This window comes from Escherichia sp. MOD1-EC5990, assembly GCF_002965285.1.
Lineage (GTDB): Bacteria > Pseudomonadota > Gammaproteobacteria > Enterobacterales > Enterobacteriaceae > Escherichia > Escherichia coli_F.
This window is the reverse complement of sequence record NZ_PTRV01000002.1, coordinates 289,065-306,685: the sequence shown is the minus strand read 5'-3', so window position 1 is coordinate 306,685 and position 17,621 is coordinate 289,065. Positions and strand designations below refer to the sequence as shown.

Annotated in this window: 18 protein-coding genes and 1 pseudogene; 12 read left to right on the top strand and 7 right to left on the bottom strand. The window is 50.4% G+C overall.

Annotated features, from left to right (window positions below):
• Positions 1 to 64 precede the first annotated feature (64 nt).
• From fimD to fimH, 4 genes and pseudogenes are all read left to right on the top strand, one after another.
• A pseudogene (gene fimD, locus BEB42_RS03715) lies at positions 65 to 2,701 on the top strand (fimbrial usher FimD).
• 9 nt (positions 2,702 to 2,710) lie between these two features.
• Complete coding sequence (gene fimF, locus BEB42_RS03710) at positions 2,711 to 3,241, top strand: type 1 fimbria minor subunit FimF (protein ID WP_001244828.1); 531 nt, start codon at positions 2,711 to 2,713, stop codon at positions 3,239 to 3,241.
• Between the two features lie 72 nt (positions 3,242 to 3,313).
• Positions 3,314 to 3,757 carry a fimbrial protein gene (locus tag BEB42_RS03705; RefSeq protein WP_306234496.1) on the top strand — a complete coding sequence of 148 codons (444 nt, stop codon included), beginning with the start codon at positions 3,314 to 3,316 and terminating at the stop codon, positions 3,755 to 3,757.
• A 19-nt stretch (positions 3,758 to 3,776) separates the two neighbouring features.
• Positions 3,777 to 4,679, top strand: coding sequence for a type 1 fimbria D-mannose specific adhesin FimH (gene fimH, locus BEB42_RS03700; protein WP_001297233.1), 903 nt, complete (start codon positions 3,777 to 3,779; stop codon positions 4,677 to 4,679).
• Between the two features lie 172 nt (positions 4,680 to 4,851).
• Here fimH and gntP read toward each other — a convergent pair whose 3' ends face one another.
• Entirely contained in the window at positions 4,852 to 6,195 is a 1,344-nt protein-coding gene (gntP, locus tag BEB42_RS03695) for a gluconate permease GntP (RefSeq protein WP_000558251.1), read from the bottom strand.
• A gap of 339 nt (positions 6,196 to 6,534) precedes the next feature.
• Between gntP and uxuA the strand changes: the two genes are divergently transcribed.
• The 3 genes from uxuA to uxuR all read left to right on the top strand — a co-directional run bounded on the left by uxuA (position 6,535) and on the right by uxuR (position 10,248).
• The gene (uxuA, locus tag BEB42_RS03685; RefSeq protein ID WP_000438582.1) at positions 6,535 to 7,719 is read left to right on the top strand and encodes a mannonate dehydratase; all 1,185 of its coding nucleotides are present in this window, start codon (positions 6,535 to 6,537) and stop codon (positions 7,717 to 7,719) included.
• An 80-nt stretch (positions 7,720 to 7,799) separates the two neighbouring features.
• Positions 7,800 to 9,260: a fructuronate reductase gene (locus tag BEB42_RS03680; protein WP_000208194.1), complete on the top strand. Its 1,461-nt coding sequence runs from the start codon at positions 7,800 to 7,802 to the stop codon at positions 9,258 to 9,260.
• 214 nt (positions 9,261 to 9,474) lie between these two features.
• A complete protein-coding gene (gene uxuR, locus BEB42_RS03670) occupies positions 9,475 to 10,248 on the top strand; it encodes a Uxu operon transcriptional regulator (protein ID WP_000833691.1) in 774 nt (257 codons plus the stop codon).
• 140 nt (positions 10,249 to 10,388) lie between these two features.
• Here uxuR and BEB42_RS03665 read toward each other — a convergent pair whose 3' ends face one another.
• The gene (locus tag BEB42_RS03665; RefSeq protein WP_105267167.1) at positions 10,389 to 11,219 is read right to left on the bottom strand and encodes a DUF2686 family protein; all 831 of its coding nucleotides are present in this window, start codon (positions 11,217 to 11,219) and stop codon (positions 10,389 to 10,391) included.
• Between the two features lie 238 nt (positions 11,220 to 11,457).
• Between BEB42_RS03665 and BEB42_RS27175 the strand changes: the two genes are divergently transcribed.
• The 4 genes from BEB42_RS27175 to iraD all read left to right on the top strand — a co-directional run bounded on the left by BEB42_RS27175 (position 11,458) and on the right by iraD (position 12,284).
• Positions 11,458 to 11,574 (top strand): hypothetical protein, encoded by a 117-nt coding sequence (locus tag BEB42_RS27175; protein WP_001427063.1) that lies wholly within the window; start codon positions 11,458 to 11,460, stop codon positions 11,572 to 11,574.
• The gene (gene ytiD, locus BEB42_RS26975; protein ID WP_001297228.1) at positions 11,553 to 11,696 is read left to right on the top strand and encodes a protein YtiD; all 144 of its coding nucleotides are present in this window, start codon (positions 11,553 to 11,555) and stop codon (positions 11,694 to 11,696) included. The genes BEB42_RS27175 and ytiD overlap by 22 nt, the downstream gene beginning before the upstream one ends.
• A gap of 115 nt (positions 11,697 to 11,811) precedes the next feature.
• Positions 11,812 to 11,895, top strand: coding sequence for an iraD leader peptide IdlP (gene idlP, locus BEB42_RS26170; RefSeq protein ID WP_120795393.1), 84 nt, complete (start codon positions 11,812 to 11,814; stop codon positions 11,893 to 11,895).
• Positions 11,892 to 12,284, top strand: coding sequence for an anti-adapter protein IraD (iraD, locus tag BEB42_RS03655; RefSeq protein WP_001297236.1), 393 nt, complete (start codon positions 11,892 to 11,894; stop codon positions 12,282 to 12,284). The genes idlP and iraD overlap by 4 nt, the downstream gene beginning before the upstream one ends.
• Here the strand turns inward: iraD and hypT are convergent.
• The 4 genes from hypT to BEB42_RS03635 form a co-directional block, all read right to left on the bottom strand.
• On the bottom strand, positions 12,277 to 13,188 hold the full coding sequence (hypT, locus tag BEB42_RS03650) for a hypochlorite stress DNA-binding transcriptional regulator HypT (protein ID WP_000340758.1): 912 nt from the start codon (positions 13,186 to 13,188) through the stop codon (positions 12,277 to 12,279). The two genes, iraD and hypT, sit on opposite strands and share 8 nt — an antisense overlap.
• Before the next feature lie 64 nt (positions 13,189 to 13,252).
• On the bottom strand, positions 13,253 to 14,425 hold the full coding sequence (iadA, locus tag BEB42_RS03645; protein WP_000568416.1) for a beta-aspartyl-peptidase: 1,173 nt from the start codon (positions 14,423 to 14,425) through the stop codon (positions 13,253 to 13,255).
• Positions 14,426 to 14,437: 12 nt separating this feature from the next.
• Positions 14,438 to 14,899: a YjiG family protein gene (locus BEB42_RS03640; RefSeq protein ID WP_000211971.1), complete on the bottom strand. Its 462-nt coding sequence runs from the start codon at positions 14,897 to 14,899 to the stop codon at positions 14,438 to 14,440.
• Positions 14,896 to 15,579 (bottom strand): nucleoside recognition domain-containing protein, encoded by a 684-nt coding sequence (locus BEB42_RS03635; RefSeq protein ID WP_001295597.1) that lies wholly within the window; start codon positions 15,577 to 15,579, stop codon positions 14,896 to 14,898. Before BEB42_RS03635 ends, BEB42_RS03640 begins: the two co-directional genes overlap by 4 nt.
• 249 nt (positions 15,580 to 15,828) lie before the next feature.
• Between BEB42_RS03635 and kptA the strand changes: the two genes are divergently transcribed.
• Positions 15,829 to 16,383, top strand: coding sequence for an RNA 2'-phosphotransferase (kptA, locus tag BEB42_RS03630; RefSeq protein WP_001151855.1), 555 nt, complete (start codon positions 15,829 to 15,831; stop codon positions 16,381 to 16,383).
• Positions 16,384 to 16,395: 12 nt separating this feature from the next.
• Here the strand turns inward: kptA and BEB42_RS03625 are convergent, their stop codons facing one another.
• Complete coding sequence (locus BEB42_RS03625) at positions 16,396 to 17,574, bottom strand: MFS transporter (protein ID WP_001141196.1); 1,179 nt, start codon at positions 17,572 to 17,574, stop codon at positions 16,396 to 16,398.
• Positions 17,575 to 17,621: the final 47 nt, after the last annotated feature.

Here is a 17,621-nt window from a genome sequence, read left to right as displayed (position 1 = left end):
CAGGGGGGATTTTTCGCCTGAATAAAAAGAATTGACTGCCGGGTGATTTTAAACCGGAGGAATAATGTCATATCTGAATTTAAGACTTTACCAGCGAAACACACAATGCTTGCATATTCGTAAGCATCGTTTGGCTGGTTTTTTTGTCCGGCTCTTTGTCGCCTGTGCTTTTGCCGCACAGGCACCTTTGTCATCTGCCGAACTCTATTTTAATCCGCGCTTTTTAGCGGATGATCCCCAGGCTGTGGCCGATTTATCGCGTTTTGAAAATGGGCAAGAATTACCGCCAGGGACGTATCGTGTCGATATCTATTTGAATAATGGTTATATGGCAACGCGTGATGTCACATTTAATACGGGCGACAGTGAACAAGGGATTGTTCCCTGCCTGACACGCGCGCAACTTGCAAGTATGGAGCTGAATACGGCTTCTGTCTCCGGTATGAATCTGCTGGCGGATGATGCCTGCGTGCCATTAACCTCAATGATCCATGACGCTACTGCGCATCTGGATGTTGGTCAGCAGCGACTCAACCTGACGATCCCTCAGGCATTTATGAGTAATCGCGCGCGTGGTTATATTCCTCCTGAGTTATGAGATCCTGGTATTAATGCCGGATTGCTCAATTATAATTTCAGCGGAAATAGTGTACAGAATCGGATTGGGGGTAACAGCCATTATGCATATTTAAACCTACAGAGTGGGTTAAATATTGGTGCGTGGCGTTTACGCGACAATACCACCTGGAGTTATAACAGTAGCGACAGTTCATCAGGTAGCAAAAATAAATGGCAGCATATCAATACCTGGCTTGAGCGAGACATAATTCCGTTACGTTCCCGGCTGACGCTGGGTGATGGTTATACCCAGGGCGATATTTTCGATGGTATTAACTTTCGCGGCGCACAATTGGCCTCAGATGACAATATGTTACCCGATAGCCAAAGAGGATTTGCTCCGGTGATCCACGGTATTGCTCGTGGTACTGCACAGGTCACTATTAAACAAAATGGGTATGACATTTATAATAGTACGGTGCCGCCGGGGCCTTTTACCATCAACGATATCTATGCCGCAGGTAATAGTGGTGACTTGCAGGTAACGATTAAAGAGGCTGACGGCAGCACGCAGATCTTTACCGTACCCTATTCGTCAGTCCCGCTTTTGCAACGTGAAGGGCATACTCGTTATTCCATTACGGCAGGAGAATACCGTAGTGGAAATGCGCAGCAGGAAAAACCCCGCTTTTTCCAGAGTACATTACTCCACGGCCTTCCGGCTGGCTGGACAATATATGGTGGAACGCAACTGGCGGATCGTTATCGTGCGTTTAATTTCGGTATCGGGAAAAACATGGGGGCACTGGGCGCTCTGTCTGTGGATATGACGCAGGCTAATTCCACACTTCCCGATGACAGTCAGCATGACGGACAATCGGTGCGTTTTCTCTATAACAAATCGCTCAATGAATCAGGCACGAATATTCAGTTAGTGGGTTACCGTTATTCGACCAGCGGATATTTTAATTTCGCTGATACAACATACAGTCGAATGAATGGCTACAACATCGAAACACAGGATGGTGTTATTCAGGTTAAGCCGAAATTCACCGACTATTACAATCTCGTTTATAACAAACGCGGGAAATTACAACTCACCGTTACTCAGCAACTCGGGCGCACATCAACACTGTATTTGAGTGGTAGCCATCAAACTTATTGGGGAACGAGTAATGTCGATGAGCAATTCCAGGCTGGTTTAAATACTGCATTCGAAGATATCAACTGGACGCTCAGCTATAGCCTGACGAAAAACGCCTGGCAAAAAGGACGGGATCAGATGTTAGCGCTTAACGTCAATATTCCTTTCAGCCACTGGCTGCGTTCTGACAGTAAATCTCAGTGGCGACATGCCAGTGCCAGTTACAGCATGTCACACGATCTCAACGGTCGGATGACCAATCTGGTCGGTGTATACGGTACGTTGCTGGAAGACAACAACCTCAGCTATAGCGTGCAAACCGGTTACGCCGGGGGAGGTGATGGTAATAGCGGAAGTACAGGCTACGCCACGCTGAATTATCGCGGTGGTTACGGCAATGCCAACATCGGTTACAGCCATAGCGATGATATTAAGCAGCTCTATTACGGAGTCAGCGGTGGGGTACTGGCTCATGCCAATGGCGTAACGCTGGGGCAGCCGTTAAACGATACGGTGGTGCTTGTTAAAGCGCCTGGCGCAAAAGATGCAAAAGTCGAAAACCAGACGGGGGTGCGTACCGACTGGCGCGGTTATGCCGTGCTGCCTTATGCCACTGAATATCGGGAGAACAGAGTAGCGCTGGATACCAATACCCTGGCTGATAACGTCGATTTAGATAACGCGGTCGCTAACGTTGTTCCCACCCGTGGGGCGATCGTGCGAGCAGAGTTTAAAGCGCGCGTTGGGATAAAACTGCTCATGACGCTAACCCACAATAATAAGCCGCTGCCGTTTGGGGCGATGGTGACATCAGAGAGTAGCCAGAGTAGCGGCATTGTTGCGGATAATGGTCAGGTTTACCTCAGCGGAATGCCTTTAGCGGGAAAAGTTCAGGTGAAATGGGGAGAAGAGGAAAATGCTCACTGTGTCGCCAATTATCAACTGCCACCAGAGAGTCAGCAGCAGTTATTAACTCAGCTATCAGCTGAATGTCGTTAAGGGGGCGTGATGAGAAACAAACCTTTTTATCTTCTGTGCGCTTTTTTGTGGCTGGCGGTAAGTCACGCTTTGGCTGCGGATAGCACGATTACTATCCGCGGCTATGTCAGAGATAACGGCTGTAGTGTGGCCGCTGAATCAACCAATTTTACTGTTGATCTGATGGAAAACGCGGCGAAGCAATTTAACAACATTGGCGCGACGACTCCTGTCGTTCCATTTCGTATTTTGCTGTCACCCTGTGGTAATGCCGTTTCTGCCGTAAAAGTTGGGTTTACCGGTGTTGCAGATAGCCACAATGCCAACCTGCTTGCACTTGAAAATACGGTGTCAGCGGTTGCGGGACTGGGAATACAGCTTCTGAATGAGCAACAAAATCAGATACCCATTAATGCCCCATCGTCCGCGATTTCGTGGACGACCCTGACGCCGGGTAAACCAAATACGCTGAATTTTTACGCCCGGCTAATGGCGACACAGGTGCCTGTCACTGCGGGGCATATCAATGCCACGGCTACCTTCACTCTTGAATATCAGTAACTGGAGAGGCTCATGAAATGGTGCAAACGTGGGTATGTATTGGCGGCAATATTGGCGCTCGCAAGTGCGACGATACAGGCAGCCGATGTCACCATCACGGTGAACGGTAAGGTCGTCGCCAAACCGTGCACGGTTTCCACCACCAATGCCACGGTAGATCTCGGCGATCTTTATTCTTTCAGTCTGATGTCTGCCGGGGCGGCATCGGCCTGGCATGATGTTGCGCTTGAGTTGACTAATTGTCCGGTGGGAACGTCGAGGGTCACTGCCAGCTTCAGCGGGGCAGCCGACAGTACCGGATATTATAAAAACCAGGGGACCGCGCAAAACATCCAGTTAGAGCTACAGGATGACAGTGGCAACACATTGAATAGTGGCGCAACCAAAACAGTTCAGGTGGATGATTCCTCACAATCAGCGCACTTCCCGTTACAGGTCAGAGCATTGACGGTAAATGGCGGAGCCACTCAGGGAACCATTCAGGCAGTGATTAGCATCACCTATACCTACAGCTGAAGCCGAAGAGATGATTGTAATGAAACGAGTTATTAACCTGTTTGCTGTACTGCTGATGGGCTGGTCGGTAAATGCCTGGTCATTCGCCTGTAAAACCGCCAATGGCACCGCTATCCCTATTGGCGGTGGCAGCGCCAATGTTTATGTAAACCTTGCGCCCGCCGTGAATGTGGGGCAAAACCTGGTCGTGGATCTTTCGACGCAAATCTTTTGCCATAACGATTACCCGGAAACCATTACAGATTATGTCACACTGCAACGAGGCTCGGCTTATGGCGGCGTGTTATCTAATTTTTCCGGGACCGTAAAATATAGTGGCAGTAGCTATCCATTTCCGACCACCAGTGAAACGCCGCGGGTTGTTTATAATTCGAGAACGGATAAGCCGTGGCCGGTGGCGCTTTATTTGACGCCTGTGAGCAGTGCGGGCGGGGTGGTGATTAAAGCTGGCTCATTAATTGCCGTGCTTATTTTGCGACAGACCAACAACTATAACAGCGATGATTTCCAGTTTGTGTGGAATATTTACGCCAATAATGATGTGGTGGTGCCCACTGGCGGCTGCGATGTTTCTGCTCGTGATGTCACCGTTACTCTGCCGGACTACCCTGGTTCAGTGCCGATTCCTCTTACCGTTTATTGTGCGAAAAGCCAAAACCTGGGGTATTACCTCTCCGGCACAACCGCAGATGCGGGCAACTCGATTTTCACCAATACCGCGTCGTTTTCACCTGCACAGGGCGTCGGCGTACAGTTGACGCGCAACGGTACGATTATTCCAGCGAATAACACGGTATCGTTAGGAGCAGTAGGGACTTCGGCGGTAAGTCTGGGATTAACGGCAAATTACGCACGTACCGGAGGGCAGGTGACTGCAGGGAATGTGCAATCGATTATTGCCGTGACTTTTGTTTATCAATAAAGAAATCACAGGGCATTGCTAATGCAGGTACGCAATATTACCTGAAGCTAAAACCTGCACGTTAGCCCTTTGTAGGCCAGATAAGACGCGTCAGCGTCGCATCTGGCATAAACAAAGCGCACTTTACCGACAATCCGAACAGAGCCTGCCAATGGCAGGCTCAGGTGCTCTTTTACGCTACCATGCTAATAATCAGCACAATAATCAGCCCAACCACGGAGTTGACCAGCTCCAGCAGACCCCAGGTTTTCAACGTGTCTTTTACTGACAGGTCAAAGTAACCTTTGAACAACCAGAATGAGGCATCGTTAATGTGGGTGAGGGTGTTGGAACCCGCAGCCGTCGCCAGTACCAGCAGCGCCGGATTCACGCCAACCAGCTGACCAGTTGCTGGATCAAGGATTGCTGCACTGATAATCCCGGCGGCGGTCATCGCTGAAACCACACCCTGACCCGTCGCCAGACGAATCAGTACGGTGATCAGCCATGCCATGATGTAGGGCGAGATATTGCCGTGGGACATCAGCATGCCGATGGTGTCGCCGATGCCGGTGTCGATGATGGTCTGCTTCAGCACGCCACCTGCACCGATGATCAGAATCACCATTGCAATGCTTTTCACCGCGCTTTCAAAAGCGTTCATTACCCACTGCATATCGTGCCCGCGCGCGGTGCCAAAGAGTACGAATGCAACCACCATCGCAATAAACATTGCAATCGGCGAGGAACCGATAAAGTTAACCACTTCCCACGCAGGGGTATCTTTTACCAGCCAGATATTGGCGATGGTGGTAGAGATCATAATGATCGCCGGGATCAACGGCACCAGAATCGAAACGCCGAAAGAGGGCAGATTATTCATATCTACCGGTTGATCTGCTTTCAGGAATGATGGCGTTGGGCGCTCAAGATTGCCGAGGAACTTCGGCAGGATCAGACCTGCGCAGATGACACTTGGGATCGTCACCAGTACGCCATAGATATAAACCATCCCCATATCCGCGCCATAAGCATTCACCAGCGCCACCGGACCCGGCTGCGGTGGGAACAGTGAATGTGCGGTAGTGGCAGCTGCTACTGCCGGGATCGCCAGTTTCAGGAACGGAATTTTAGCTTCGGCGGCAATAACAATAACCAGCGGTGCTAACATGATAAAGGCCACTTCATAGAACATCGCCAGACCGAAAATCAGGCCGATGATAATCACCGACAGCTGTACATAACGCAGACCGAGACGTGCCAGCAGCGTATGCGCTATCTGGTGAGCCGCGCCGGAGTCGACCATCAATTTACCGATGACCGCACCGAACACCACGATGATAGCCAGTTCCCCCAGCGTGTTGCCGAAGCCCGCTTTCATGGTGTGCAGCAGCGACATCAAATCCATGCCCGCCAGCATCCCGACGGACAGCGCCGCCACCAACAAGGCCACCATTGAATTGATTTTGAACTTCAAATTCAGTACCAGCATCAGACCAATGCCGAATACCACCCAGAGAATGTTAAGCACATGCATAACGTTTTACCTTACCTGGTTGAACCGTTGTTATTTTGGGCGACATGTTATGTAAATTGGTCAACCATTGTTGCGATGAATGTCACATCCTCTGATCAATAACCATCGATTACCTTTTGCTGCAATTTGCAGCAACAACCAGGAGAGTGAAATTCTTGTGATGTGGTTAACCAATTTCAGAATTCGGGTTGACATGTCTTACCAAAAGGTAGAACTTATACGCCATCTCATCCGATGCAACGCCACGGCTGCGGTCTGGTTGTTCATCCGGATACCTAAACAACTCCAGGGTTCCGCGTCTCTTTGCTGTGGAACCCACTATGTGAAAGAGGAAAAATCATGGAACAGACCTGGCGCTGGTACGGCCCAAACGATCCGGTTTCTTTAGCTGATGTCCGTCAGGCGGGCGCGACTGGCGTGGTTACCGCTTTGCACCATATCCCGAACGGTGAAGTATGGTCCGTAGAAGAGATCCTCAAACGCAAGGCTATCGTTGAAGATGCAGGCCTGGTGTGGTCTGTCGTAGAAAGCGTGCCAATTCACGAAGATATCAAAACCCACACTGGCAACTATGAGCAGTGGATCGCTAACTATCAGCAGACTCTGCGCAACCTGGCGCAGTGCGGTATTCGCACCGTGTGCTACAACTTCATGCCGGTGCTCGACTGGACCCGTACTGACCTCGAATACGTGCTGCCAGACGGCTCCAAAGCTCTGCGCTTCGACCAGATCGAATTCGCTGCATTCGAAATGCATATCCTGAAACGCCCAGGTGCGGAAGCGGATTACACCGAAGAAGAAATTGCTCAGGCAGCTGAACGCTTCGCCACTATGAGCGACGAAGACAAAGCGCGTCTGACCCGTAACATCATTGCCGGTCTGCCGGGCGCGGAAGAAGGGTACACCCTCGACCAGTTCCGTAAGCACCTGGAGCTGTACAAAGATATCGACAAAGCCAAACTGCGCGAAAACTTTGCCGTCTTCCTGAAGGCGATTATTCCGGTTGCCGAAGAAGTTGGCGTGCGTATGGCTGTTCACCCGGACGATCCGCCGCGCCCAATCCTCGGCCTGCCGCGCATTGTTTCTACCATTGAAGATATGCAGTGGATGGTTGATACCGTAAATAGCATGGCGAACGGTTTCACCATGTGCACCGGTTCCTACGGCGTGCGTGCTGACAACGATCTGGTTGATATGATCAAGCAGTTCGGTCCGCGTATTTACTTCACCCATCTGCGCTCCACCATGCGTGAAGATAACCCGAAAACCTTCCACGAAGCGGCGCACCTGAACGGTGACGTTGATATGTACGAAGTGGTGAAAGCGATTGTTGAAGAAGAACACCGTCGTAAAGCGGAAGGCAAAGAAGACCTGATCCCGATGCGTCCGGACCACGGTCATCAGATGCTGGACGACCTGAAGAAGAAAACCAACCCAGGTTACTCCGCAATTGGTCGTCTGAAAGGCCTGGCCGAAGTTCGCGGTGTCGAACTGGCGATCCAGCGCGCTTTCTTTAGCCGTTAATATCCACCGGCATGGCTGCGCGCCGTGCCGGTTCCTTCTTCCTTGCCGTCACTCTCTGAAGACGGATTCTGGAGTTTACGATGACTACTATTGTTGACAGCAATCTGCCGGTTGCCCGCCCGTCATGGGATCATTCTCGTCTGGAATCACGCATTGTGCATCTCGGTTGCGGGGCGTTTCACCGTGCGCACCAGGCGCTGTACACCCATCATCTGCTGGAAAGCACCGACAGCGACTGGGGTATCTGCGAAGTTAACCTGATGCCAGGCAACGACCGCGTGCTGATCGAAAACCTGAAAAAACAGCAACTGCTGTACACCGTGGCGGAAAAAGGCGCGGAAAGCACCGAGCTGAAAATTATCGGTTCGATGAAAGAAGCGCTGCACCCGGAAATCGACGGCTGCGAAGGTATTCTCAACGCGATGGCGCGTCCGCAAACGGCGATTGTCTCTCTGACGGTCACGGAAAAAGGCTACTGCGCTGATGCGGCAAGCGGTCAACTGGATCTCAATAACCCGCTGATCAAGCACGATCTGGAAAACCCGACTGCGCCGAAGTCCGCGATTGGTTACATCGTCGAAGCCTTGCGTCTGCGTCGTGAAAAAGGGCTGAAAGCATTTACGGTGATGTCCTGCGATAACGTGCGTGAAAACGGTCATGTGGCGAAGGTCGCGGTACTGGGGCTGGCTCAGGCGCGTGACCCGCAGCTAGCGGCATGGATTGAAGAGAACGTCACCTTCCCGTGCACCATGGTTGACCGCATCGTTCCGGCGGCGACGCCAGAAACCTTACAGGAAATTGCTGACCAGCTGGGCGTTTACGACCCGTGCGCCATTGCCTGCGAACCGTTCCGTCAGTGGGTGATTGAAGATAATTTCGTTAATGGTCGCCCGGACTGGGATAAAGTGGGCGCACAGTTCGTTGCAGACGTTGTGCCGTTCGAAATGATGAAGCTGCGTATGCTGAACGGTAGCCACTCTTTCCTGGCGTACCTCGGTTACCTCGGCGGCTATGAAACTATTGCCGACACCATGACTAACCCGGATTATCGCAAAGCGGCCTTTGCCCTGATGATGCAGGAACAAGCGCCAACGCTGTCGATGCCGGAAGGTACGGACCTGAACGCCTATGCGACGCTGCTGATCGAGCGTTTCAGCAACCCGTCTCTGCGTCACCGTACCTGGCAGATTGCGATGGACGGCAGCCAGAAGTTACCGCAGCGTCTGCTGGACCCGGTGCGTCTGCACCTGCAAAACGGCGGCAGCTGGCGTCACCTGGCGCTGGGCGTGGCTGGCTGGATGCGTTACACCCAGGGCGTGGATGAGCAGGGTAATGCCATTGACGTGGTCGACCCGATGCTGGCCGAGTTCCAGAAGATTAACGCGCAGTATCAGGGCGCAGACCGCGTGAAAGCGCTGCTAGGCCTGAGCGGTATTTTTGCCGATGATCTGCCGCAGAATGCCGACTTTGTTGGCGCGGTGACGGCGGCATATCAGCAGCTGTGCGAACGCGGTGCGCGCGAGTGTGTGGCTGCGCTGTAACTAACTGATTACCCTACAGACTTACTGGTCAATCAAACTGATATTTGGTTGACCAGTTTTCGTTTTTTTGCCCACCTGTACGTGCCAACTTCCAGTGCTAATGGTATAGTTTGAGATTAACAGGGGCCGTAAAATTGCCCGTTGTAGGCCGGATAAGGCGTTCACGCCGCATCCGGCAAAAATTTGATTAACCGCACCTAACGGACACAACACCATGAAATCTGCCACCTCTGCGCAAAGACCTTACCAGGAAGTCGGGGCGATGATCCGCGATCTGATCATAAAGACGCCGTACAATCCTGGCGAACGGCTGCCGCCGGAGCGTGAAATTGCAGAAATGCTTGATGTCACGCGGACGGTGGTACGTGAAGCGCTGATCATGCTGGAGATCAAAGGGCTGGTGGAAGTGCGCCGGGGTGCCGGTATCTATGTTCTTGATAGCTCAGGCAGCCACAACACAGACAGTTCGGATGCCAACGTCTGTAATGATGCGGGTCCTTTTGAGCTGTTACAGGCGCGTCAGTTACTGGAAAGTAACATCGCGGAATTTGCCGCTTTGCAGGCTACCCGCGAAGATATCGTCAAAATGCGTCAGGCATTGCAACTGGAAGAGCGTGAACTGGCTTCCAGCGCGCCGGGTAGCAGCGAAAGCGGTGATATGCAGTTCCATCTCGCCATTGCCGAAGCAACGCATAACAGCATGCTGGTGGAGTTATTCCGTCAGTCCTGGCAGTGGCGGGAAAACAATCCAATGTGGATCCAGTTGCACAGCCATCTGGATGACAGCCTGTATCGCAAAGAGTGGTTGGGCGATCACAAACAGATCCTCGCCGCGTTAATCAAAAAAGATGCCCGAGCGGCGAAGCTGGCAATGTGGCAGCATCTGGAAAACGTTAAGCAACGTCTGCTGGAATTCTCGAACGTTGACGATATTTATTTTGACGGCTATCTGTTTGATTCATGGCCGCTGGATAAAGTCGACGTCTGACTTATTATAATAAGCGCAAGGGTAAACGTTCCTTGCGCTTTCTTAAATTAAGAAGTCGCAATGAGTATTGCTTTGTAAATTGCAGGGTATTGTTTAAATATCTGTATAACCTGAATATTAGTACTCATTCTTCTCAGTTGCTATTTACCAATATAATTCCATTCACCATTTTTTAATTCAAACAGTTCTGGAAGAGATGACGGTTGCAGAGTCATGCGTTTGAGTGGCGCATCTTCATCACCGGGGATAACTTTATATCCCATTTTTGCATGGATCTCCGCGGTACCAGGATAGGCTTCTATACCAATGATTGGGTCATTTCCCATCTCAATATTAGCATTAAGTAATGCGGCAAGGGCGAATCCGGAAGAATTTGCTACCCCTGAGGCAGTTATTATCTGATCAATATAGATATCAATTCTTGGCTGCTCATTGGTCCATCTTTTTGCCTGAGAAACTGGAAGGGTTGAAATATATCCTATCGTGGTTCCGACGTAACCTGGAACATTGCAACCAGGGCCTAATGTTATTTCATGAACTGTATAGTCCTCAACAGGATCGAAAGGGCTCTTCATAAATAAATTTAGCCGTAAACCTTCTGCTAATTCTGTAGCAGCATGCGCCTTTTTACATATGCCACCATATATTTCGTCTAAAGCTGAGGTGATTTTCAAGTTTCGATAGAGCATACGTCCTGTTGTTGTAATACCATCGGATTCTCTGCATGCTTCTGTCACATAATTAAATGGCCAGGACTCTTTACTAATATCAAGTTTTCTAATTTCGACAACGCTTTTTCCATCGTAATTATGGTTATTGCCACGAGCAAGAGGCAGAAGATAGATATTTTCCGTATCCAGGCGTGCACGTTCATATTTACGTGTTAACTCACTGTCGACTTTTGGATGATGAAGGAAGTGATTATCTGTAATAATTTGGCTCTGAAGGGTATTGCTTAATGGCATAGACATAATAGTTACCTTTTATGAGTATTTCACTGATGTTTAGAAAAATAGATAAATTTTTCTGTAGTAAAATGAGAAGTAAACAAATGACATGCATGTTTCTGTTGTAGTGATATCAACTCTACACGGTGATATTAAAGGGTAGGAAACACTCTAAAGTATCAAAAAACGCTCATTTGAAATTATTTTCATGCAATTTAAAAGCATATCTTATTACTAATTGGAATTTGATGTTGCTATATTGATGTCTATATTAATAATGCCTGTGAATGGTATTTTTGATGTATTTGATATGTTATCAATTTATATTATTTACAAACTAATTGTTTCAAATAATACATGGCTGATTATGCGGAAATAAATAATTTCACACCGGAATTAAGTAGCGGTGGTGACAAGTATTTTCATCTACGTAACTATTCGGAATATTCAGAATATACTAGCGGTTTTTTTTTGAGTTTGATGATTTTTATCAAATCATGACTTTTTTCCTGAAAAGTCAGTAGATATTCATAGGCAAGTAAGGTTTTATACTTTGCTGACAGGATTCAGGCCTGTCTCAGACTGACATGGATGTAATGAACAAAAGGGAATGGCTATGGAAAATGAGCATCAATACAGTGGTGCCCGGTGTTCAGGGCAAGCCGCATATGTTGCTAAACGTCAGGAGTGCGCAAAATGATGCGCCAATCACGTCAGGCTGTTTTACCTGAAATTTCAGGCAATAAAACGTCATCGCTGCGTAAATCAATATGTAGCGATCTCCTCACTCTTTTTAATTCTCCTCATTCGGCATTACCGTCATTACTTGTTTCAGGCATGCCCGAGTGGCAAGTGCATAACCAGAGCGACAAACATCTCCAGAGCTGGTATTGCCGTCAGCTGCGTTCTGCACTGTTATTTCATGAGCCACGGATTGCGGCGTTGCAGGTCAATCTGAAAGAAGCGTACAGCCACACGCTGGCGATCAGCCTTGAGATAATGCTGTACCACGACGATGAACCGCTAACGTTTGATCTGGTCTGGGATAATGGCGGTTGGCGTAGTGCGACGCTCGAGAATGTCAGCTAAGTACAATCTCCAGCTCGCGCAGTTCACGCCAGAAGCGTTCGGCAACTGGATTCATGCGGGTATTCATTCGGTATGCATAGGCCTGAATCGGGATCACCAGTTCGTCCCGATTCAGTACAACGAGCTGCCCGCTGCGAATTTCTTGTTGGATGGCGTACTCCGGCAGCCAGGCAATCCCACAGCCGTCGAGGGCAACCTGCTTTAAAAGCTCGCTCATCGAAGAGACAAAAAAGGTGCTGAAACTTAACTCACTGTGGCGCGTCAGGGTGCGATTAATCAATCGCCCCATGTAGGAGTTGCGGCTGTAATTCAGTAACGGAAAGTGTGGCTGCGCGAGGTTAAAAAGTGCTTCTCCGTGTTCGTCACTGGCGCAGACAGGGAACAATTGAGATTCAAATAAGCGAATGTGGTCAAACGGCGCTTCCAGCAAATCTTCGTCGTGAAAGGAAAAAATACAGTCACTTTGCCCTTCACGCAGTTTATCGACCGCTTCATCGACATCAATAGCTTCAATTGCCCAGGTAAAGAGCGGCGGCATCTGGCTGATAATGGACGGTAACAGCCCGAGGGAAAGAGAGTGTGCAGCGGCTATTTTAATTTTGCGTTGCGCGTAATCGCTGCCACCACGGAGTTCTGCAAGGTTGCTCTCTAACTGTTGCAACAGATGGCGGATCTGCGAATGGAATATTTTACCTTGTTCCGAGAGTTGCAGCGGCGTCACCTGGCGGTTAAACAATTCAACGCCAATCGCCTGTTCCAGCGCACGGATGCGGCGGCTGAATGCCGGTTGCGAGACGTTGCGACTGACTGCTGCCTGGGAAAAATTGCGGCATTTTTCCAGGGTCAGAAAATCATAAAGCCATTTAGTTTCAATATTATGCAAAACCGCACCACAGTCATCCATTACGTTTTACTCTGTCAGCCGCCCTTGCGGGCATTCTACGTCCATTCGGGCGGCTGACAACCGTTTATGCCGTTTCAAACGTTCCTTTCACGCAGGCTTTGCCGTCTTTGACCATCAGCTTGCCGCGAGCGTATACCTGCTCAATGCGTAATTCTGGCGTCATGACCAGTAAGTCTGCGTCATTGCCTGGCAGAATTTCGCCTTTCCCGCTCAGGTTAAGGAAACCGGCTACGCTACTGGTGAGCGGGCGCAGGGCATCGCTGATACTGAAATCATAATCTTTGACCAGCACCTGCACGGTTTCCAGCAACGTTTCAAAACCGGCAACACCGATATGGGTTAAATTCCCTTCGTCATCGAAGAACGGCTGGCTACCGTTGCCGTCGGAGCTGAGGGTGACGCGTGCCAGCGGAATACCCGCCTGAACGGCGCGGGCAATACCTTCGGCAGGGGCGACTGGTTCGTCAATGCTGCTGGTGATATCGATGGTGCCGCCTTTGCGCGCGAACTCCAGCGCCTGCTCAAACAACGGAACGTTGCGGTTAACGTGGGTCGGCAGCAACTTGCTAATCGGCACATCGCAGTTTTCCAGCAGGTCATAGACAGGCTGTAACGCCTTTTTGCTGTCGCCCATGTGGAACACGGTGACGCCAGGTTTACCGCCGAGCAAACCGCCAACGCGGGATTCCGCCGCCATATTAGCCAGGTGATAAACGTCCGGTGCGGCAGAACGGTGATCAGAGATGGCGCATTTCACGCCAATCACGCGATCGATAATCGCCACGTCTTTTTCCACGGAACCCGTAATAGTGCGGGAAGGGACATGATAAGCGCCGGTCAGCATCCAGGCGCTGATGCCTTCTTCATTGAGCGCACGGGTCTTGGCGAGCAGGGATTCCGGGTGGCGAGAGATAGAGTCGGTGCCCAGCAGACCAACCACTGACGTGACGCCTGCTTCCGTCAGACGACTTAACGCCACTTCCGGCGTGCGCGTCGTGGGACCTGCTTCGCCGCCACCGCCAATCAAATGGACGTGTTGATCAATAAAACCTGGGCAGAGGATCTGCCCGCTGAGATCGACAACCGTGCAGTCCGGTACAATGTCAGAAGGGATATTACTGGCAACGGCGATAATTTTGCCGTTAGCGACGAGGACATCGCAAATTCCCCGATCTTCCGGCGCATACAAATGCGCTCCCTGCAGCAGGGTAAAACCGGCTGCGGTATAATCAATCATGGTAACTCCTTGTTAAACAATAAGCTGCATAACCCAGATCGACAGCAATGCGTTAATCACGCAGACCGTAATGATATGCGGGTAATATTTGGCATTCACTTCGGCTGTCCCCAGGCAGCGACCGACATTTTGCACCGGGTTGCCCATTAAATACATCGCGGGCAGTAAAACGGTGACATCGTGACCGGTTAATGCGCCAGCGGTTGCCAGACTGGCGGCAACACCGACTGCGCCACCCATACTCATTAATGCGGCTAAAAGGACGGTTGCCGCTTCACCGGGTAATCCCCACAGCGCCATTACGGGTTCACAGATATGCCCCACCCAGTCGAGCAGGCCGGTAATTTTCAGCGCCTGAATGATGACAAACGCCATCACTACGTTTGGCAGCAGGTTGGTCGTGGCGATAGTAAAGCCACGGCGCGCACCATCGATAAACATATCCATGACGTTTTTGCGGACCTGAGTTGTCATGCTTGCGCTCCTTGCGTTGGGTTGCGACGTTCTTCGAAGTTAAGCCAGACGCGCAAAATGTTGGCTCCGACAAATTTAAACACCAGGATGACTGCTAAAGGTACGATTACGGACGTGCCCAGAAAGGCAAACACCGCGACGCCGGAAGAGAAGTAGTTGGTGATAATGGCGCTACCGCTGGTTTGATATGCGGCGAAAATCACTTTATCGCGTTCGGTAATTTCACCTTCCTGCGCCAGCTCTTTGGTCATACCTGCGGCGGCATCGGTGTTTTGCAGGTTAGCGATCAGCGCCAGCGAGCAGATCCCTGGAATGCCCAACAACGGTTTTAGCACTGGCGTCATTAACTGCTGCGCGGCGCGTAATCCGCCAAGACCATCGGTAATTGAAATAATCCCCAGAGAGAGAATGACTGACGGTGCCAGCTCCAGCGCAAAGAGAAAGCCATCTTTAGCCCCCGCGCCACCCGCGCCGCGAAACGAGGTGGTGGCTCCGTTCGCACCAGGCAGTTGCCCAAACGATCCGTTCAGAACGGAAAAATCAAAAACGCGCCACCAACTGTCTGTCCCGGAAAAAACACCGGAAAAAAAGATTATGGTGAGAAAAAAAGCCAGATACCCTTTAATGCCCACTTTTTCTGTCGCCAGCTCCCCGGCTACAGCATCCCCTTGTTGTGTCATAACAATCCCCATTGTTTTTTTGTGTTTGTGTGTTGCTTGAGCCAGGAAAATTCCTGGAGCTGAAAAACCTTATCAGCCATGTGGGTATGGGGAAAATGCAAGTATGTTTCTGACTATGCGTTTTTTGCATAGCGGTAAAATTACGCTGTGTGGAAAAGGTTCTACGCAGGATTGAGTTGCAGAAAATTCATAAACCCAGTGACAATGACATAGTAAATAAAAAACAGATAATCCAGGGACGAAAACGCGATGGCAAAGTACAACGAAAAAGAGCTGGCGGATACGAGCAAGTTTTTAAGTTTTGTCCTCCGACACAAACCGGAGGCGATTGGTATCGTACTGGACCGTGAAGGATGGGCGGATATCGATAAGCTCATACTTTGTGCCCAAAAAGCGGGCAAGCGGTTAACCCGTGCATTGCTGGATACTGTGGTTGCCACCAGCGATAAAAAGCGTTTTAGTTATTCCAGTGATGGTAGGTGCATCCGCGCGGTTCAGGGGCATTCGACTTCGCAGGTCGCTATTTCCTTTGCCGAAAAAACACCGCCACAGTTTCTCTACCACGGTACGGCAAGCCGTTTCCTTGACGAGATAAAAAAACAGGGGCTGATTGCAGGTGAGCGTCACTACGTACATCTCTCTGCTGATGAAGCAACGGCACGCAAAGTGGGAGCAAGACACGGATCGCCGGTTATTTTAACCGTCAAAGCACAGGAAATGGCGAAACGAGGCCTCCCTTTCTGGCAAGCGGAAAACGGGGTCTGGCTGACATCAACGGTTGCGGTTGAGTTTCTTGAGTGGTAAGGGAAACTTCCCTCATGAAGTGACCACTTGTAGCTTAAATAATTGCACTGTGCTGATAAGCGCAGCAATAAACAACGCCGCCGCGCCGCAGAGAGTGGCGCTGGCAAGCGCCGATGTTCCATTGCCGAGCATACTGGTCAGCGCCGGGCCGAGGATTTGTCCAATGCCGTAAATGAGCGTCACAAAGCCTAAAAGATTGAGATTTCCCGGAACGCTCAGTTGGCGGGCGATAGTCATCACCAGAGATGTCGTGCCCATAAAGGTACCGCCAAAACCGATACTACTAATGATAAGCAAGAGAGGAGAGTCGCTGGCGAGAGTAAGCAGCACACTGATAGCCTGCACCAGCAAATTCGCCGTCAGGCAAGGCAAAGCCCCCCAACGTTTTGCTGCCCATAGCCAGCCAAAGCAGCCTGGCACAATTGATAAGCCGACTAACGTCCAGAGATGGGCGGTTAACAATGGTGAGCCTGCATCTTTCGCCATGAGCGGCAGGTAAGTCGCGACGATGATATAACCAAATCCCGCCAGGCCGTACAGAATAGCCAGTAACCACCAGCTCATTATCTGTTGCTCCGTTTTTGCCAATGGCATTGGTGCGATGGCGTGTTTTTTCGAGGGCATTAAAAGCGTAAGTGCAATCAGCATCATGCCAGAAAGCGCCCCGGCGCCTTGCCATAACGTTTGCGAGGAGAAGGCAAAATGCAGGCCTGCCAGAACATATTCGTTGCCCAGTGCAATGCCAATGCCAACGCCAGAAAACAAAGCTGCCAGCACAAAAGGATGGCGCGTGTGCTGCATAATCAGCGTCGAACCAAAAATCAGCATACCGGCGCTGGCGACACCCGCCAGGAAGCGAATCAATAACACCAGAATAAATGGCGGCAACCATGCCATTGCGAGGATCAACAACCCGCTCGCCAGGGCAGAAACCAACAGAAATGGGCGCAGGCGCGACGGCTGGTGAAATGCGCCAAACGAAAATAGCAGACTGCCAGCCAGATACCCCGCATAGTTGCCGCTGGCAATCCACGAGAGCTGGCTAAATGAAAACGCCCCTTCCGCCATCATGACGGGCAACATAGGCGTATAAAGGAAGCGACCTAATCCCATACCTAAGGTCAGAACCAGCATCCCGAAAAGCGCGGTGCTGAAAGAAAAGCGTTCTACGGGATGCGAGGACGAAGGCATGTTTAACCTTGTATGTCATTTTTGTTGTTAACAAGTTAATAACAAAA

Excerpts from the sequence above, each read along its gene's own strand:
- ytiD (WP_001297228.1), top strand. The coding sequence starts at position 11,553 with ATGGCTGATTATGCGGAAATAAATAATTTCACACCGGAATTAAGTAGC.
- BEB42_RS03665 (WP_105267167.1), bottom strand. The coding sequence starts at position 11,219 with ATGTCTATGCCATTAAGCAATACCCTTCAGAGCCAAATTATTACAGAT.
- hypT (WP_000340758.1), bottom strand. The coding sequence starts at position 13,188 with ATGGATGACTGTGGTGCGGTTTTGCATAATATTGAAACTAAATGGCTT.
- idlP (WP_120795393.1), top strand. The coding sequence starts at position 11,812 with ATGGAAAATGAGCATCAATACAGTGGTGCCCGGTGTTCAGGGCAAGCC.
- iraD (WP_001297236.1), top strand. The coding sequence starts at position 11,892 with ATGATGCGCCAATCACGTCAGGCTGTTTTACCTGAAATTTCAGGCAAT.
- kptA (WP_001151855.1), top strand. The coding sequence starts at position 15,829 with ATGGCAAAGTACAACGAAAAAGAGCTGGCGGATACGAGCAAGTTTTTA.
- BEB42_RS03635 (WP_001295597.1), bottom strand. The coding sequence starts at position 15,579 with ATGACACAACAAGGGGATGCTGTAGCCGGGGAGCTGGCGACAGAAAAA.
- fimF (WP_001244828.1), top strand. The coding sequence starts at position 2,711 with ATGAGAAACAAACCTTTTTATCTTCTGTGCGCTTTTTTGTGGCTGGCG.
- BEB42_RS27175 (WP_001427063.1), top strand. The coding sequence starts at position 11,458 with ATGTCTATATTAATAATGCCTGTGAATGGTATTTTTGATGTATTTGAT.
- fimH (WP_001297233.1), top strand. The coding sequence starts at position 3,777 with ATGAAACGAGTTATTAACCTGTTTGCTGTACTGCTGATGGGCTGGTCG.
- iadA (WP_000568416.1), bottom strand. The coding sequence starts at position 14,425 with ATGATTGATTATACCGCAGCCGGTTTTACCCTGCTGCAGGGAGCGCAT.
- uxuR (WP_000833691.1), top strand. The coding sequence starts at position 9,475 with ATGAAATCTGCCACCTCTGCGCAAAGACCTTACCAGGAAGTCGGGGCG.
- BEB42_RS03680 (WP_000208194.1), top strand. The coding sequence starts at position 7,800 with ATGACTACTATTGTTGACAGCAATCTGCCGGTTGCCCGCCCGTCATGG.
- gntP (WP_000558251.1), bottom strand. The coding sequence starts at position 6,195 with ATGCATGTGCTTAACATTCTCTGGGTGGTATTCGGCATTGGTCTGATG.
- BEB42_RS03640 (WP_000211971.1), bottom strand. The coding sequence starts at position 14,899 with ATGACAACTCAGGTCCGCAAAAACGTCATGGATATGTTTATCGATGGT.
- uxuA (WP_000438582.1), top strand. The coding sequence starts at position 6,535 with ATGGAACAGACCTGGCGCTGGTACGGCCCAAACGATCCGGTTTCTTTA.
- BEB42_RS03625 (WP_001141196.1), bottom strand. The coding sequence starts at position 17,574 with ATGCCTTCGTCCTCGCATCCCGTAGAACGCTTTTCTTTCAGCACCGCG.